The sequence below is a fragment of the Modestobacter excelsi genome (assembly GCF_005930495.1).
GTDB lineage: Bacteria > Actinomycetota > Actinomycetes > Mycobacteriales > Geodermatophilaceae > Modestobacter > Modestobacter excelsi.
In genome coordinates this window covers 34,778-50,298 of record NZ_SJEX01000030.1, presented here as the reverse complement: position 1 = coordinate 50,298, position 15,521 = coordinate 34,778, and the positions used below count along the sequence as shown (strand labels likewise).

Annotated in this window: 15 protein-coding genes; 5 read left to right on the top strand and 10 right to left on the bottom strand. The window is 75.0% G+C overall.

Translation table 11 applies throughout. The annotated features are described in order from the left end of the window. The 3 genes from FHL80_RS12055 to FHL80_RS12045 form a co-directional block, all read right to left on the bottom strand. A partial coding sequence (locus tag FHL80_RS12055) for an ATP-binding cassette domain-containing protein (RefSeq protein WP_138733658.1) occupies nucleotides 1-1,668 on the bottom strand: 1,668 nt, incomplete at its 3' end. Beyond that, a complete protein-coding gene (gene cydB, locus FHL80_RS12050) occupies nucleotides 1,665-2,678 on the bottom strand; it encodes a cytochrome d ubiquinol oxidase subunit II (RefSeq protein WP_138733657.1) in 1,014 nt (337 codons plus the stop codon). The genes FHL80_RS12055 and cydB, both read right to left, overlap by 4 nt. A 12-nt stretch (nucleotides 2,679-2,690) precedes the next feature. Continuing rightward, nucleotides 2,691-4,259: a cytochrome ubiquinol oxidase subunit I gene (locus FHL80_RS12045; protein WP_138733656.1), complete on the bottom strand. Its 1,569-nt coding sequence runs from the start codon at nucleotides 4,257-4,259 to the stop codon at nucleotides 2,691-2,693. A 113-nt stretch (nucleotides 4,260-4,372) separates the two neighbouring features. Between FHL80_RS12045 and FHL80_RS12040 the strand changes: the two genes are divergently transcribed. Together FHL80_RS12040 and FHL80_RS12035 are read left to right on the top strand one after the other, a co-directional pair. Further along, on the top strand, nucleotides 4,373-4,735 hold the full coding sequence (locus FHL80_RS12040) for a BlaI/MecI/CopY family transcriptional regulator (protein ID WP_138733655.1): 363 nt from the start codon (nucleotides 4,373-4,375) through the stop codon (nucleotides 4,733-4,735). Nucleotides 4,736-4,737: 2 nt separating this feature from the next. Continuing rightward, entirely contained in the window at nucleotides 4,738-5,670 is a 933-nt protein-coding gene (locus FHL80_RS12035; RefSeq protein WP_138733654.1) for a M56 family metallopeptidase, read from the top strand. Nucleotides 5,671-5,804: 134 nt separating this feature from the next. Here the strand turns inward: FHL80_RS12035 and FHL80_RS12030 are convergent, their stop codons facing one another. From FHL80_RS12030 to FHL80_RS12015, 4 genes are all read right to left on the bottom strand, one after another. Continuing rightward, nucleotides 5,805-6,317, bottom strand: a complete 513-nt coding sequence (locus FHL80_RS12030; RefSeq protein ID WP_138733653.1) for a hypothetical protein — start codon at nucleotides 6,315-6,317, stop codon at nucleotides 5,805-5,807. 88 nt (nucleotides 6,318-6,405) lie between these two features. Continuing rightward, entirely contained in the window at nucleotides 6,406-6,750 is a 345-nt protein-coding gene (locus tag FHL80_RS12025; protein WP_138733652.1) for a helix-turn-helix domain-containing protein, read from the bottom strand. 64 nt (nucleotides 6,751-6,814) lie between these two features. Next, complete coding sequence (locus tag FHL80_RS12020; protein ID WP_246078630.1) at nucleotides 6,815-7,300, bottom strand: Hsp20/alpha crystallin family protein; 486 nt, start codon at nucleotides 7,298-7,300, stop codon at nucleotides 6,815-6,817. A gap of 151 nt (nucleotides 7,301-7,451) precedes the next feature. Continuing rightward, the gene (locus FHL80_RS12015; RefSeq protein ID WP_138733650.1) at nucleotides 7,452-8,846 is read right to left on the bottom strand and encodes a glutamine synthetase family protein; all 1,395 of its coding nucleotides are present in this window, start codon (nucleotides 8,844-8,846) and stop codon (nucleotides 7,452-7,454) included. 158 nt (nucleotides 8,847-9,004) lie between these two features. Between FHL80_RS12015 and FHL80_RS12010 the strand changes: the two genes are divergently transcribed. Beyond that, nucleotides 9,005-10,552, top strand: coding sequence for an APC family permease (locus FHL80_RS12010; RefSeq protein ID WP_138733649.1), 1,548 nt, complete (start codon nucleotides 9,005-9,007; stop codon nucleotides 10,550-10,552). Here FHL80_RS12010 and FHL80_RS12005 read toward each other — a convergent pair. Both FHL80_RS12005 and FHL80_RS12000 read right to left on the bottom strand, forming a co-directional pair. Continuing rightward, nucleotides 10,497-11,537, bottom strand: coding sequence for a YihY/virulence factor BrkB family protein (locus FHL80_RS12005; RefSeq protein ID WP_138733648.1), 1,041 nt, complete (start codon nucleotides 11,535-11,537; stop codon nucleotides 10,497-10,499). The two genes, FHL80_RS12010 and FHL80_RS12005, sit on opposite strands and share 56 nt — an antisense overlap. A 59-nt stretch (nucleotides 11,538-11,596) precedes the next feature. Continuing rightward, a complete protein-coding gene (locus FHL80_RS12000) occupies nucleotides 11,597-12,190 on the bottom strand; it encodes a TetR/AcrR family transcriptional regulator (protein ID WP_138733647.1) in 594 nt (197 codons plus the stop codon). A gap of 38 nt (nucleotides 12,191-12,228) precedes the next feature. On the opposite strand from FHL80_RS12000, the gene FHL80_RS11995 reads away from it, so the two are divergent. Then, the gene (locus FHL80_RS11995; RefSeq protein ID WP_138733646.1) at nucleotides 12,229-13,449 is read left to right on the top strand and encodes an MFS transporter; all 1,221 of its coding nucleotides are present in this window, start codon (nucleotides 12,229-12,231) and stop codon (nucleotides 13,447-13,449) included. A 15-nt stretch (nucleotides 13,450-13,464) separates the two neighbouring features. Here FHL80_RS11995 and FHL80_RS11990 read toward each other — a convergent pair whose 3' ends face one another. Continuing rightward, nucleotides 13,465-14,340 (bottom strand): oxidoreductase, encoded by an 876-nt coding sequence (locus FHL80_RS11990; protein ID WP_138733645.1) that lies wholly within the window; start codon nucleotides 14,338-14,340, stop codon nucleotides 13,465-13,467. A 52-nt stretch (nucleotides 14,341-14,392) separates the two neighbouring features. On the opposite strand from FHL80_RS11990, the gene FHL80_RS11985 reads away from it, so the two are divergent. Further along, nucleotides 14,393-15,520, top strand: a complete 1,128-nt coding sequence (locus tag FHL80_RS11985; protein ID WP_138733644.1) for an amidohydrolase — start codon at nucleotides 14,393-14,395, stop codon at nucleotides 15,518-15,520. The last annotated feature ends 1 nt before the right edge of the window (nucleotide 15,521 follow it).

Here is a 15,521-nt window from a genome sequence, read left to right as displayed (position 1 = left end):
GTGGGGGGTCAGCGGGGGCAGGGCTGACGTGCCGGGCAGCTCGACGGTGCGGTCGGCCAGGGCGGCGAGGGCCGGCTCGTGGGTGACCAGCACGGTGCACAGCGAGCCGCGCAGCCGGAGCAGCAGCTCGGCGACGGCGGCGGTGGAGTCCGCGTCCAGCGACGCGGTCGGCTCGTCGAGCAGCAGCACCCGGGCGCCGCGCTGCACCCGGACCAGTGCCCGGGCCAGGGCGACCCGCTGCAGCTCGCCGGGGGAGAGGGTGCGGCAGGCCCGCTCGCGCAGGTGGGCGCCCTGCACCCAGTCCAGCGCGGTCTCGGCCAGGTCGGTGGCGCGGCCGGGCCCGACGTCCCCGGCGTGCCGGCGCAGCTCGTCGACGACGGTGTCGGCGACGGTGGTCGGGGACTGCGGGACGACGGCGACGTCGGCCGGCCGGAGCACCGTGCCGCCGACCCGGGCGCCCGCCCCGTCGAGCAGCTGCCCGGCGAGGACGGCGAGGACGGTGGACTTGCCGGAGCCGCTCGGCCCGCGCAGCGCGACCAGCTCACCGGGGTCGACGGTGAACGAGACGCCGTCCACCGCGGGGCCGCCGCGGCCGGGGAAGGTGACGGTCAGGTCGTCGACGGTGAGGCCGCGCGGCCGGCCGGCCGGGAGCCCGGCCACGACGGGCCGCGGTGCCGGGGTGGCGAGCACCGCGCGAGCGGCGGCCGCGGCCTCGGCGGCGTCCTCGGAGGCGTGGTGCGCCGAGCCCAGCGCGCGCAGCGGGGCGAACGCCTCCGGCGCCAGCAGCAGGGCGAGCAGGCCGACGTCCAGGGCAAGAGTCCCGGAGGTGAGCCGGACGCCGACGGTCACCGCGACCAGCGCGACCGACAGCGTGGCCAGCACCTCGAGCACCAGCGCGGAGAGGAAGGCGATCCGCAGCGTGGCCAGGGTGCGGCGGCGGTGCGCCTCGCCGAGCTCGGCCAGCGCGGCGAGCTGGTCGGCGGCGCGGCCGAGCCCGACCAGCACCGGCAGCCCGCGGACGAGCTCGGCGACGTGCCCGGCGATCCGGTCCAGCGCGCGGGCGGCCGCGGCCGTCTCGTCCCGGGTGTGCAGCCCGACCAGCGCCATGAACAGCGGCACCAGCGGCAGGGTGACCGCGACCAGCAGGGCGGAGAGCCGGTCGGTGACGCCGAGGACGACCAGCAGCACCGGCGGGACGACGGCGGTCTGCGCCAGCGCGGGCAGGTAGGTGGCCAGCGCAGGGCTGAGGTCGTGCAGCCGGGTGGTGGCCAGCACCGCGGCCGGCCCGGTCCCGCCGGCCGCGGCCGCGGCCTCGCCCTCGCCCTCGAGCAGCCGGGTGATCAGCCGGCGGCGGAGGGTGTCCTCGGCCCGGCGGGCGTCCCGCGCGGCCAGCACCTGGCCCAGCCCCGACCCGGCCGCCCGGACGGCCGCACCGCCGACGGCGACCAGCAGGGCGGTGCCGGGCGTCGTCCCGGCGGCGACGTCGGCCACCGCCCGCGCGAGCCCGGCGGCCAGCAGCACCACGCCGGCGGTCTGGACCAGCGCCAGCACCGCGGCTCGCACCAGCGCGCCGGTCAGCCCCGGCACCCCGGCCAGCGCCCCGAGCGGCCCGCGCCCGCCGCCGTCTCCGCCAAAGGCACGCCTTTGGCGAGGGACAGTCCGGGTCATGCGGTCACCGGCTCTGGCGACGTCTCCGGCTCGGCGGAGAGGCGCTTGCGGAACACCCAGTAGGTCCAGGCCTGGTAGCCGAGCACGACCGGGAGCCCGACGCCGGCCGCCCAGGTCATCACGGTGAGCGTGTAGTCGCTGACCGAGGCGTGGGAGACGGTGACGTCGAAGGCCGGGTCGATCGTCGAGGGGACGACGACCGGGTAGGCGGCGCCGAACACGGTGGCGGCCGAACCGAGCAGCACCACCGCCCAGGCGGCGAAGGCCTGGCCCTCCCGGTCGACCCGGATCCGCGCCCACGCGACGAGCACGGCCAGCGCGGCCACCAGCAGCAGCACCGCGGTGGCGACCGTGCCGGAGCGGAGCTGGACCAGCAGCGCCCAGAGCAGCAGCGGCAGCGCGGCCACCGGCGCCCAGCGCCGGGCGAACGCCCGGGCGGCCAGCCGCACCGGGCCGTCGGTCTTCAGCGCCAGGAACACCGCGCCGTGGACCAGGGAGAACCCGAGGACGGCGACCGCGCCCAGCAGCGCCGCCCAGCCGAGGCCGGCGAAGGCACCGCCGACCCGGTTGCCGTCAGCGTCGATCGGCAGCCCCAGCGTGGTGGCCCCGAGCGCGGCGCCGACGCCCAGGGCGGCGATGAGCGATCCGGCGGTGATGACGTGGGTCCAGGTCGTGTCCCACTGGTCGGTGTGGTGGGAGTGCCGCCACTCGAAGGCGACCGCGCGGATGATCAGCCCGACCAGCAGCAGCACGAACGGCAGGTACAGGGCGGGCAGCCAGGTGGCGTACCAGCCGGGGAACGCGGCGAAGACCGCGCCGGCGGCGGTGATCAGCCACACCTCGTTGCCGTCCCACAGCGGGCCGATCGACCGGAGCATCAGGTGCCGGTCCTGCGTCCGGCGGCCGAGCACCGGCAGCAGCGCGGCGACCCCGAAGTCGAAGCCCTCGAGCAGCAGGAAGCCGGTCCAGAGCACCGCGACGGCGACGAACCAGACGGTCTGCAGGTCCATGGTCAGCACTCCTCAGTACGCGAAGGACAGGACGTCGTCGGTCTGGTCGCGGCCACCGGGCAGGTCGTCGTCCGGCGTCCCCTCGGGGGTGTGGCCGGGGGTCGGGGCGCCGTCCCCGGTGGTGACGCCGCGGCGGACGAACCGCACCAGCAGCCACGCCTCGACGACGGCCAGCGCGCCGTAGAGCGCGGTCAGGGTGACCAGCGAGGTCAGCACCTCCCCGGCGCTGACGCCGGGGGAGACGGCCTGGGCGGTGAAGAAGTACACCTGGTCGGCACGCGGGACGTCGGGGTTCGGGTAGACCACGAAGGGCTGGCGGCCCATCTCGGTGAAGATCCAGCCCGCGGCGTTGGCGACGAACGGCGCGCCGACCGCCAGCAGCGAGCCGTAGACGGCGACGGGGTTGGTCGGCACCCGGCCCCTGCGGGTCGACCAGAGCGCGTAGGCCCCGACCGCGGCGGACACCGAGCCCATGCCGATCATCAACCGGAAGTTCCAGTAGGTGACCGCCAGCAGCGGCGTGTAGTCGATCGGCTCGCCGGCCTTGTCGCCGAAGGACGGGTCGTCGGGGTAGGTGGCGCCGTAGGCCGCGGCGTAGGTCTCCTGCAGCTCGTTGACGCCGGGGACGGCGGTGGAGAAGTCGCCGTGGGCGAGGTAGGAGAGCAGGTAGGGGACGGTCCAGGAGTGGACGTCGTCGCACTCGTTGGAGCCGAGCTTGCCGAAGGCGAAGATCGAGAAGGGCGCCGGTGCCTCGGTCTCGCACAGCGCCTCGGCCGAGGACATCTTCAGCGGCTGCTGCTCGTACATCAGCTTGCCCTGGATGTCGCCGGTGACGGCGGTGAGCAGGAACGCGGCGACCGAGACGTAGCCGCCCAGCCGCACCGAGCGGCGCCAGACCCCGTAGTCGCCACCATCCCGGCCCGCCACGTCCGTGGCCGGGGCGTCGGCGAGCTCCCGCTTGCGCAGGTGCCACAGCCCGATGCCCACGAGCGCGGCGCCGGCGACCATCAGCGCGGCGACGACGGTGTGGCTGAACGCGGCCAGGGCGGTGTTGTTGGTGAGCACGGCCAGGAAGTCGACCTGCTCCGGCCGGCCGGTGGCGTCGTCGGTGACGACACCGACCGGGTGCTGCATCCAGCTGTTGGCCGCGATGATGAAGTACGCGCTGACCACCGAGCCGATGACCGCGGCCCACAGCGTGGCCAGGTGCACCTTCTTCGGGATCCGGCCCCAGCCGAAGATCCACAGACCCAGGAACGTGGACTCGAGGAAGAAGGCGAGCAGCGCCTCCAGCGCGAGCAGCGACCCGAAGACGTCGCCGACGAAGCGGCTGTACGCGCTCCAGGCCAGCCCGAACTGGAACTCCTGGACCAGTCCGGTGGCCACGCCGAGGACGAAGTTGATCAGGTAGATGCGGCCCCAGAAGCGGGTCATCCGCAGCCACTCGGGCTTGTCGGTGCGCACCCACATGGTGTGCATGACCGCGACCAGGATCCCCAGGCCGATGGTCAGCGGGACCATCAGGAAGTGGTAGACGGTGGTGATGCCGAACTGCCACCGGGCGATGTCCAACACGTCCACCGGGGTTCCTCCAGCCGCTGACGTACGATCGACACGTTCTTTCTACGCCTAGTAGAAGAGTTTCTCTACGACACGTAGAAGAAGTGCCGTGTGAGCTGGCCGACAGGAGAGCGATGAACACCCTGGGAGATCTGGAGCGCGCGGTGCTCGAGCACCTGTGGGCCGTCGGCGGGCCGGTCACGGCCACCCAGCTGCGCGACTCCTTCGCCGACCGCGGCCTCGCACTGACCACGGTGCACACGGTGCTGAGCCGCCTGGAGCAGAAGGGCTTCGTGGACCACGACGAGGCCCGGCCCCGGCAGTTCCGGGCCCGCGGCAGCCGCGAGGAGCACGTCGCCGAGCTGATGCACGAGGTGCTCGGCCAGGCCGGCGACCGGCAGGCCGCGCTGGCCCGCTTCGTGGGCAGTGTCGGGGCCGACGAGGTGCGGATGCTGCGCGAGCTGCTGGCCGGCGCCGGAGAGCACCCGACCCGCTGACCGTGCTGCCCGCGACCGCGCTCGCCCTGGGGTTGCTGGCCGCCCTGCTGGCCTGGCCGGTGCCGGCGGCGCTGTCCCGGGCCCGGTGGCCGCGGCGGGACCCGCTGGCCGCGCTGGTCTGCTGGCAGGCGATCGGTCTGGCCGGTGGGCTGTCGATCATCGGCGCGCTGCTGACGCACGGGCTGGCGCCGTGGGGGCACTCGCTGCCCGAGGCGTGGTGGCACTGGGTCACCCGGCAGTCCGCCGAGGAGCCGGTGCGCGGTGACCACTGGGTCGCCCAGACCCTCGCCGCCGTCCTCGCGCTGGAGCTGCTCGGCGTGCTGGTGCTCTCGCTGGTGCGCACCGCGCGCACCCGGCGGCGGCACCGCGCGCTGCTGGAGCTGGTCGTCGAGCCCGCGGCGGCGGGGGAGGACACCCGCCTGCTGGACCACCCGGCGCCGGTGGCCTTCTGCATCCCCGGGGCCCGGCCACTGCTGGTGCTCTCCTCCGGGATGGTCGCCGAGCTGGACGGCGCCCAGGTCGACGCGGTCGTGGCCCACGAGCGCGCGCACCTGACCGAGCACCACCACCTGCTGCTGCTGCCCTTCGTCGCCTGGCGCGCGGCGCTGCCGGTGCTGCCTGCCGCCGACCGGGCGCACGACGCCGTCCGGGACCTGGTGGAGATGCGCGCCGACGACGTCGCCCTGGGCTCGCTGACCGGCCCGGACCGGCGGCGGACGCTGGCCGCGGCGATCGTCGCGGTCGCCGCAGGGGCCGGTGGTCAGCTGCCCGACGGCGCACTCGCGGTCACCGGGGGCGCGGTCGCCGTCCGGGTGCGGCGGTTGCTCGCGCCGGCCGCACCGCTGCCGGTCGCGGCCCGCGCGGCCGCACTGGCCTGCGCGCTGGCGCTGCTGCTGGTGCCCACCGTCCTGCTGGTGCTCCCCGCCCTCACCTAGTGGGAGTTCGCCGAAGGCGCGCCTTCGGCGACGACGGGCCTCCCGGGACGCCGAACGGGCACCCGTCCGCCGGCGTGGTGCCTGCGGTCGGGTGCCCGTTCGGGTGGCGCGGCCGGTCGGGCCGTGCGGTCGGATCAGTGGGTGCGGTGCGCCTCGGTGTGGGAGGCGTCGTTCCAGTCGTCGTCGCCCTCGGGCTCCTTGGCCAGCAGGCCGGCGCCGACGGACCAGATGATGCCGCCGACGAGGCCGATCCAGGCACCGATCTCGGTGGTCAGGTCGGCACCCCGCTCGAAGGCGCCCGGCACGTCGACGACGTAGCTCAGCGACAGCAGGACGGCGGCGATGCCGACGGCCATGGCGGTCAGCGAGAGCCCGCGGTGCTGACGGCCGCGGGCGCGGGTGGCCGCGTACTGCAGGCCGACGACCAAGCCGATGCCGAGGAAGGCGACCAGCGGGATGGTGGTGTCGGTCTCGTAGCCGGAGCCGGAGGTGCCGTCCGCACCCTCGGTGGACACCCATGTCAGGAACGTGGCGATCACGAAGACCACGACGCCGGCGGTCGCGACGTGCGCGCCCGTGGTGTTGGCGCGGCGGTCGCGCTGGACCGTGCGGCCCGTGGTCGAGTTGGTGGAGCTGTTTGTTGCCATGACCGTCCGATACCCGCCCGGCATGTCGTCCATCCGCCTTGGCGAGATCTGTGACGGATCTGTCATCCGCCTGTGAGCATTCGACCGGTCACTCGGCGGCGGCGTCGCGTTCCCGGCGGGCGGCGTCCCGTTCGTCCCGGGCGGCGTCGGCGTCGGCCACCGCGTCGGCGAGGTCGTCCTGCAGCTGGACGATCACCTGCGCGGAGGAGAGCGGGTGGCCGTCGTCCAGCAGGACGCGCACCCGGGCCGCGATCCGCAGCTGGGCCCGGGAGTAGCGCCGGTGCCCGCCGGGGGAGCGGTACGGGGAGAGGACGCCGCCGGAGTCGAGGCTGCGCAGGAAGGCCGCCTGGACGCCGAGCAGCTCGGCCGCCTGGCTCATGGTGAGCACCGGGTGGTCGGGGTCGTCCAGCGGCTGCAGCGGGTCGGTGCTCATGGTCCCTCCGGGTACGAGCGAGGGGCGGGGCCGCGCGGCCCCGCCCCTCGCTCGCGGTGTGCGCTCAGCTCTCGACGGACTGCTGCTCACCCTCGATGGTGCGGGCCTCGACCTGGGCGGGTGCGTCCGCCCGGGTCACGCTGATCTTGCGGGCCTTGGCCCGCTCGGCCACCGGGATGCTCACGGTCAGCACACCGTCGTGGTAGCTGGCCTCGAGCCGGTCGGTGTCCAGGCTGCGGCCGAGCACCAGCTGGCGGGTGTAGCTGCCGAACGGGCGCTCGGCGACCTGCCACTGCGCCCCCTCGATCTGCGGGACCGAGCGCTCGGCGCTGATGGTGAGGGTGGTGCCCTCGACCTGCAGGTCGATCGAGCCGGGGTCGACGCCGGGCAGGTCGAAGTGGGCGACGAAGTTGTCACCGACCCGGTAGGCGTCCATCGGCATGCCGGCGAGCGGGCGGGCGGTGGTGGTGCCGCCGCGGCCGGTGAGCTGGTCCAGCGCGCGGAGCGCGGCGGACGTGGCGGCGAACGGGTCGTTGGAGCTCAGCATCATGGCTGCGTACCTCCGGAGATCATGCGGTCGAACGGTCCAGGGATGCGCTGCCCGAGGGGGAGAACCTCTAGCGGCAACTAGAGATTACCTCGACCCGACACGGAGGTAAACCCCTCGACAAGATGAATCTTGCAGTCGTCACCGCAGGTCGTCAGTGCCGCCAGCGGACCGCTGTCGTGATCCCCTCCGGTGGCACCCCGTCGAACAGGGCGATCTCGCCGCGGCGCACCTCGGCGATCGTCGTCGCCAGCTCGACGCCGAAGACGCCGGTCAGCTCCTCGTCGGACTCGAACGCCCGCACCGCCTCCTCCAGCGACGCAGGCAGCGCCGCGATGCCCGCCTCCCGTCGCTCCTCCTCGCTGAGCGTGCCGGGGTCGATGCCGACCGGGTCGGGCAGCGCTGCGCCGGCCCGCAGCCCGGCCCGTCCGGCGGCGAGCAGGCCGGCCATCAGCAGGTAGGGGTTCGCCGCGGCGTCGAAGCTCTTCACCTCGACGTTGGCCGCGGACTGCCGCGCGCCGCTGGGGCCGGTGACGAACCGGACGGCGGCCTCGCGGTTCTCCAGGCCCCAGGCGGCGAACGCCCCGGCCCAGTGCGAGGGGACCAGTCGGAGGTAGGAGGCGACGCTGGGCGCCCCGACGGCGAGCAGGCCGGGCAGGTGCTGCAGCAGCCCGGCGGTGAACGCCTCGCCGTCCCGGGTGAGCCCGAAGGTGCCCGGACCGCCGCTCATCAGGTTCTCCTCCCCACGCCACAGCGACAGGTGCACGTGGCCGCCGTTCCCGACGCCGTCCGCGGTGACCTTCGGCGAGAAGCTGACGCGCAGGCCGTGCGCCAGGCTCACCGCGCGGATGGTGCTGCGCACCAGCAGGGCGGTGTCGGCGGCGGCGACCGGGTCCTCGGCGCCGACCGACACCTCCAGCTGCCCGGCGGCGTACTCGGGGTGGAACTGGTCGACGGCCACGCCCTGGTCGGCCAGCGCCTGGAGCAGGTCGCGCGCGTAGTCGGACACCTCGATGTGCCGGGTCATGCTGTAGGCGGGGCCGGACAGCGCCGGGACGAAGGTGTCGGGGTCGGCGCCCGCGGGGAGCACCGCCTCACCGATCACCCACTCGACCTCGTAGGCGGCCTTGAGGCTGAGCCCCTCGTCGGCGTAGTCGGCCACCAGCCGGCGCAGCAGCGAGCGGGAGCACTGGGCGTGCGGCACACCGTCCTGGGTCCACCGGTCCACCGGCGCCCAGGCCCAGCCGGGCTGACCGGCGAGCACGGTCAGCCGCTCGAGGTCCGGGTGCAGGCGCAGGTCGCCGATCGCGCTGCCGGCGTAGCTGCCGGCGACGATGGAGTCGTCGACCAGGAACCCGTCGAAGACCGGGCTCATCCCGACGCCCCACTGCGCGGCGCCCGGCAGCTTGGCGAGCGGCACCGACTTCATCCGGGTGATGCCGCTGGTGTCCACCCAGGGCAGGACGACGCCGACCACCCCGGCCTCGGCGAGTGCGCCGAGGCGGGCCTCAGCTGCGGCCCGTCGCTCGTCCCGCTCGTGCAGCTCCATCCGGGCCTCCGTCGTCTCGTGGCGCTGACCTGGCCCGCATGGTGCCGGGGCTCGCGTGAATCTTGTACGACAGAACCGCCCATCAGGGGCAGCTGTGGCGCACACTTCCCGCACTTCGCCGTTGACCGGCGCGACCGCGACCTGCAGGAGGGTGCCCGATGGCCGTCTCGACCCCCCGCCCCGACGGAGCGAGCACGACCGACCAGGCGCGGGCCGGCGGCCTCACCCGGTCGCTGTCGGTGTGGCAGGCCGTCGGCCTGTCCGTCGCGCTGATGGCGCCGTCGATGGCGGCCAACATCAACCCGCAGGGGACCGCCGGGACGGTCGGCCGGGCCGTGCCGCTGGCGTTCCTGCTCGCCGCCATCGGGGTGCTGCTGGTCGCCTACGGCTTCGTCCGGCTCTGCCAGTACTTCCACCACGCCGGCTCCGTGTACGCCTTCGTCGGCGCCACGCTGGGCCCGCGGACCGGGCTGGTCTCCGGGTTCGGCCTGCTCGGCACCTACTGCTTCTACGGCGTGGTCACCTCCAGCGCGACCGGCATCTTCGGGACGGCGTTCCTGCAGGCGGTCGGCATCTGGGAGAACCCGCCGTCCTGGGCGCCGTTCCTGCTCGCCGGCGTCGCGCTGGTGGGGGCGCTGGTGCTGACCATCGCGCCGGCCAAGCGCGGCACCTCGGTGCTGCTCAGCGTGGAGGGCGCCACCGTGGCGCTCATCCTGGTGGTCAGCGCGATCGTGCTGGTCCGGCTGGTGTCGGGGAACGTGCCGGCCGACGCGCCCTCCCCGGACGCCGGGTTCACCCTCGACGTGTTCACCGTCGCGCCAGGCACGGAGCTGTCGGCGGTCTTCCTCGGCGTGGTCTTCGGCTTCCTGTCCTTCGCCGGGTTCGAGGCCGCGGCGACGCTGGGCGAGGAGGCGCGCAACCCGCGCCGGGACATCCCGCGGGCGATCCTCGGGACGGCGGTGTTCGGCGGGATCTACTTCGTCGTCGTCACCGCGATCGAGATGATGGGCTTCGGCACCGACGAGGCGGGGGTGGCCGCGTTCGCGTCCTCGCCCTCGCTGCTCGGTGACCTGGGCAGCAGCTACATCGCCGGCTGGGTCGGCGACGTGATCACCCTGGGCGCGGCGATCAGCGCGTTCGGCTGCTGCCTGGCCTGCGTGGTCGGCGCGTCGCGGCTCACCTACGCCTTCGCCCGGGACACCCGGCGCGACACCTCCCGCGCCGGCGGGCTGGCCACCACCACCGCGGCCGGCACCCCGGCGGTCGCGGCCATCCTGGTCACCGTCGTGATGGCGCTGGTCCAGCTGGTCTGCGCGGTGTTCTTCGACGCCGAGGCCTTCGACACCTTCCTGTGGTCGGGCACCATCGGCACGCTGATCCTGCTGGTCGCCTACCTGCTGACCACGGTCGGCGCGATCCGGCTGGTGTTCGTCCAGCGCCGGATGCCGGCGGTGCCGATGTGGCAGGTCGTCGTCCCGCTGCTCGCCCTGGTCGTGCTGGGCTACACCGTCTACCGCAACGTCGCCCCGTACCCGGCGTACGACGACGGCCCGGCGTTCTGGTTCCCGATCGTCGCCGGGGTCTGGCTGCTGGTCGGGCTGGTCGCGGTGGTCGTCGCCCCGGCCATGGCGCAGCGGGCCGGGGCCGCCCTCACCGCGGCGGAGCTGGGTGCGCGCCAGGAGGAGCAGGTGGCGGAGGGGCGCTGACGGCGTCCGCCGGCTCGCTGGGGTCGGGCGGGTCGAAGGTGACGTGCACCGTCTCGAAGCCCTTCTGGCGCTGGGCCTTGGCCAGGCCGGTGTAGCTGCGCCGGTCGCCGGCGGTGAGGTCGACGGCGTCGGTGAACGGGGTCAGCAGCGCCCGCGGCCACAGCCGGTCGACGTGCACCACGTTGATCTCCACGCACAGCACGCCGATGACCGCGGCCAGGTAGAGGAAGGCGAGCAGGCCGAGGACCAGGGCGAAGACGCCGTTCACCGCGCTGGCGGTGCTGACCACGTGGCTCACGTAGTTCACGCCGAAGGTCTGCAGCAGCTGCCAGAGCACGGCGGCCGCGAGGGCGCCCGGCGCGACCTGGCGGACGGTGAGGTGCCGCGCGGTGGCCAGCCGGAAGGCGAAGACGAAGACGACGGCGTTCACCGCGACGGAGGCGACCAGTGCGAGGACGCGCAGGGCCACGCCCAGCGATCCCGCGTTGCCCGAGCCCATCGTCGACAGCGCCGTCGTCCCGAGGACCGCGAGCCCGGCGGTGCCCAGCAGCAGCAAGCTGCGGCCCCGGGCGAGGAAGGGGTTGGGCCTGCTGTTGCGCGGCACCGACCAGGCCGTGTTCATCATGTGCTGCACCGCCTGCGCCACACCGAGCCCGCCGTAGAGCGAGCCGAGCACGCCGATGACGATGCCCACGGCGCCACCGCTGAGCTCCTGCGGCGTGCCGAGCTTCTCGCCGACCACCGGGAACTGGCTGAGCGCGGAGTCGATCAGCCGCTGCCGCAGCTCGGGGTCGCCGGCCAGCACGTGGCCCAGGATCGTGGAGAACAGCAGCAGCAGCGGGAAGAGCGAGACGAAGGCGTAGTAGGTGATCAGCGCAGCCAGGTAGGGACCGGAGTCGTCGACGTACTTGTAGACGACGGCGATCGGGAAGCCGGCTGCCTTGTGCCGGCGCTGCAGGCGGTCGAGACGGTCGGCGACGGGCACGCACCCACTGCACCACGCTGATCGGTCGCGCACCACGGGAACGAGTCCCGGTCGTGATGTCAGCCGGTGCGGGTGGCGATCCAGCCGGCGGCCAGTCGCCGGGCCCGGCCGACCGGGTCGTCCCCGGGCAGCCCCGGTGTCGTCGCGGCGCGGGCGTACCCGCTCAGCGCGCCGTCATAGCAGAGCAGCAGCGTTGCGGCGACGTCCGCGGGATCCGGCAGGGCCGCGGCGACGGCCAGCTCGTGGAGCCGCCCGGTGAGCAGCCGGGAGTCGGCCTCGAGCCAGCGCTGGCCCGGGTGCCCCGGCGGCAGCTCGGTCGCTGCGGCGAGGAAGGCGCAGCCCCGGCGGTTGCCCTGCTGCTGCCGGAAGCGGCCGACCGCGTCGAACACCGACAGCAGCCGGTCGACCGGGTCGCGGTACCCGGCCAGCACGGCGTCCCAGGTCTGCCGCCAGGTGGTGTGCCGCTCCTCCAGGTAGGCGGCGACCAGCCCGTCCTTGCCGGCGAAGTGGGCGTACATCGTGGCGGGGGAGACCCCGGCCCGGGCGAGCACCGCGTCGACTCCCGTCGCCGCGATGCCGGACTCGTAGAACAGCTCACCGGCGGCGGTGAGCAGCCGCTCGCGTGCCGGTCGGGTCGCGGAGGAGGGGGCCATGCCGCTATCGTAACGATCGTTATGGTGAAACGATCGTTATGGTAAATGGATCCTCCCGGACGTCGTCCGGGCTGGTGCCCGCGGGGCTGGCCGTCATCGCCGTCACGTACGGGCTGGCCCGCTACGGCTTCGGCCTCTACCTGCCGCAGCTGCGCAGCGAGTTCGGTATCACGTCCAGCACCGCCGGGAGCATCGCCGCCGGCAGCTACCTCGCCTACTGCCTGACCGCGCTGCTGGCCCAGCGCTGGGTCGGCCGGGAGCGGCCCCGCGCGGCACTGTGGCTGGCCGGCGGCACCGCCGCCCTCGGCTCCGCGGTGGTGGCGGCCGCCTCGTCGACGGTCGTCCTCGCGGTCGGGGTGCTCGTGGCCGGTAGCGGCGCGGGCGCCGCGACCCCGGCGCTGGTCGCCGCGGTGACCGCCACGGTCCGACCCGCCGTCGAGTCGCGCGCCCAGGCGGTGGTCAACAGCGGCACCGGAGCCGGCGTGGTCGCCGGCGGCCTGCTCGTCCTCTCCATGCCCGGGCACTGGCGCTGGGCCTGGGCCGGGTTCGCCGTGCTGGCGCTGGCCGCCACCCGGGCGGCCGACCGCCGCACCGCCTGGCCGTCCGCCGTCCGGTGCGAGGACGCCGTCCGGTGGGAGGACGCCGCCCGGTGCGAGGACGCCGCCCGGGCACCGCTGCGCCGGCTGACCCGGCCGCTGGTCGCCGCGGTCCTCGGTGGGGCGGGCGGTGCCGGGGTGTGGACGTTCGGCCGGGAGCTCCTGACCGGCGACGGTGCGCTGTCCGACGGCGTCACCGGCCTGCTGTGGTGCGCGCTCGGGGCGGCCGGGCTGGCCGGCGGGCTCAGCGGCGACGTCGTCGCGCGGGCCGGGCTGCGCCGGGCGTGGGCCGGTGCCGTCACGGTCGCCGCGGCCGCCGTGCTGCTGCTCGCCGCCGCTCCCGGCAGCCCGGTCCCCGCAGGCCTCGCGCTGGCCGGCTTCGGCTTCGCGTTCGTGGTGCTCAGCGGGGTGCTGCTCGCCTGGGGAGCGCACCGGGTCCCGGCCGCGGCGCCGCAGGCCGCCGCCGTCCTCTTCGTCGGCCTCACCGTCGGCCAGGCCGCGGGCGCCCTCGTGCTGGGTGCCGTCGCCGACACGGCGGGCACACCCGCGTCGTTCGCCGGAGCGGCCGGCCTGCTCCTGGTCGCTGCCACCGCGGCCGAGCCCCGCTCCCGGCATCCCGCCCTGGCCCCGCCCGGAGGCTCGCCCCGAGCCTCCGAGGAGTGAGGAGGACGGGGGCCTTCAGGTGGGGAAGTCGACGCCGGTGAGCGCGGCCGACGCCGTCCACAGCTGCCGGGCGAGGGCCGGGTCAGAGGCCGCCGGACTGCGCCCGGCGAGCGTCGGCGTGCCGCGCACCAGGGGCCCGGACGGTCCGGCGTAGCTGCCGCCCGGCACGTCGGCGACCGCGGCGAACAGGGTCGGCAGCGCACCCTGCTCGCTGCTGACCGCGGCCACCCGGTTGCCCAGGGCCATCGCGGCGTCCTTCAACCGGCTGCCCGACCTGCTCTGCAGGTTGGTCGCCGCCCAGCCCGGGTGGGCCGCCGTGGCCCGCACCGGCGAGCCGGCCGCGGTCAGCCGGCGCTGCAGCTCCAGGGTGGACAGCAGGTTCGCCAGCTTCGACTGGGCATAGGCCCCGGTCGCCGAGTACGGGCGGCGCTCCCAGTTGAGGTCGTCGAGCACGATCCGCCCCGAGGTGTGCAGCCCGGAGGAGACCGTGACCACCCGGTCGGTGACGTGCGGCAGCAGCAGGTTGGTCAGCGCGAAGTGCACGAGGTGGTTGGTGCCGAACTGCAGCTCGAAGCCGTCCGCGGTGCGGGCCTCGGGCACCGCCATGATCCCGGCGTTGGCCACCAGCACGTCCAGCGCACCGGTCCACTCCTGCGCGAACGCGCGCACCGACCCCAGGTCGGCCAGGTCCAGCCGGCGCACCTCCACCTGACCCGGCAGCCCGGCCGCCGCCTGCTCGCCGCGGGCGGTGTCCCGCACCGCCAGGACGACGCGCGCCCCGGCCGCGGCCAGCGCCCGGGCCGTCGCCAGCCCCAGCCCGCTGTTGCCGCCGGTCACCACCACGGTGCGGCCGGTCTGCGCGGGGATGCCGGCCGTCGTCCACGAGGTCATGCAGCCGAATGTAGGTCCGCCGCCGGTGGTCCCGCCGGGGCAGGATGACCGGGTGAGCCAACCGGACCCCACCCTCGCCGACCTCCCGCTGGTCGACCACCACTGCCACGGCCTGGTGCGCCGCGACCTCGACCGCGCGGAGTTCGAGGCGATGCTGACCGAGTCGGCCGGACCGAGCACGCTGGGCGGCTCGCTGTTCGACTCCCAGATCGGCCTCGCCGTCCGGCGCTGGTGCGCCCCGGTGCTGGACCTGCCCGTGCACGCCCCGGCCGAGGACTACCTGGCCCGCCGCACCGAGCTCGGCGCGGACGAGGTCAACCGCCGGATGCTCACGGCGGCCGGCACCCAGACCTTCCTCGTGGACACCGGCTACCTGCCCGAGCCGATCACCAGTCCCGACGAGCTCGCCGCGCTCACCGGCGGGCGCGCCCGGGAGGTCGTCCGGCTCGAGGCCCTCGCGGAGGAGGTGCTGGCCGGCGGCGTCGCGGCAGGGGACTTCGCGGAGACCTTCGGCAGCCGGCTGGCCGCCCGCACCGTGGACGCCGCCGGGGTGAAGTCCGTCGCCGCCTACCGGGTGGGCCTGGCCCTGGACGGTGCCCGCCCCACCGACGCCGAGGTGACCGCGGCCGCCGACCGGCTGCTGCGCCGGGGCGGGCAGCCGCGGATCGCCGACCCGGTGCTGCACCGGTTCCTGGTCTGGAGCGGCATCGACCGGCAGCTGCCCGTGCAGTTCCACGTCGGCTACGGCGACGCCGACGTCGACCTGCACCGCTGCGACCCGCTGCTGCTCACCGACCTGCTGCGGGCCACCGAGCCGGCCGGGGTGCCGGTGATGCTGCTGCACAACTACCCGTTCCACCGCAACGCCGGCTTCCTCGCGCAGGTGTTCGGGCACGTGTTCGTCGACGTCGGGCTGGCCACCCACAACCTCGGCCACCGCTCCGATGCGCTGCTCCGCGAGCTGCTGGAGCTGGCGCCGTTCGGCAAGGTGCTGTTCTCCTCCGACGCGTTCGGCCTGGCCGAGCTCTACCTGCTCGGCACCGTGCTGTTCCGCCGCGGCCTGGGCCGGTACCTGGCCGACGGGGTCACCGAGGACGCCTGGACGGCGGCCGACGCCGCCCGGGTCGCTGCGCTGATCGGCGCCGGGAACGCCGAACGGGCCTACCGGCTGGGCACCTGAC

Coding starts and splice junctions, on each gene's coding strand:
- FHL80_RS12030 (WP_138733653.1), bottom strand. CDS start 6,317: ATGGCAACAAACAGCTCCACCAACTCGACCACGGGCCGCACGGTCCAG.
- FHL80_RS11995 (WP_138733646.1), top strand. CDS start 12,229: ATGGTAAATGGATCCTCCCGGACGTCGTCCGGGCTGGTGCCCGCGGGG.
- FHL80_RS12025 (WP_138733652.1), bottom strand. CDS start 6,750: ATGAGCACCGACCCGCTGCAGCCGCTGGACGACCCCGACCACCCGGTG.
- FHL80_RS12010 (WP_138733649.1), top strand. CDS start 9,005: ATGGCCGTCTCGACCCCCCGCCCCGACGGAGCGAGCACGACCGACCAG.
- FHL80_RS12020 (WP_246078630.1), bottom strand. CDS start 7,300: ATGATGCTGAGCTCCAACGACCCGTTCGCCGCCACGTCCGCCGCGCTC.
- FHL80_RS12000 (WP_138733647.1), bottom strand. CDS start 12,190: ATGGCCCCCTCCTCCGCGACCCGACCGGCACGCGAGCGGCTGCTCACC.
- FHL80_RS12040 (WP_138733655.1), top strand. CDS start 4,373: ATGAACACCCTGGGAGATCTGGAGCGCGCGGTGCTCGAGCACCTGTGG.
- cydB (WP_138733657.1), bottom strand. CDS start 2,678: ATGGACCTGCAGACCGTCTGGTTCGTCGCCGTCGCGGTGCTCTGGACC.
- FHL80_RS12015 (WP_138733650.1), bottom strand. CDS start 8,846: ATGGAGCTGCACGAGCGGGACGAGCGACGGGCCGCAGCTGAGGCCCGC.
- FHL80_RS11990 (WP_138733645.1), bottom strand. CDS start 14,340: ATGACCTCGTGGACGACGGCCGGCATCCCCGCGCAGACCGGCCGCACC.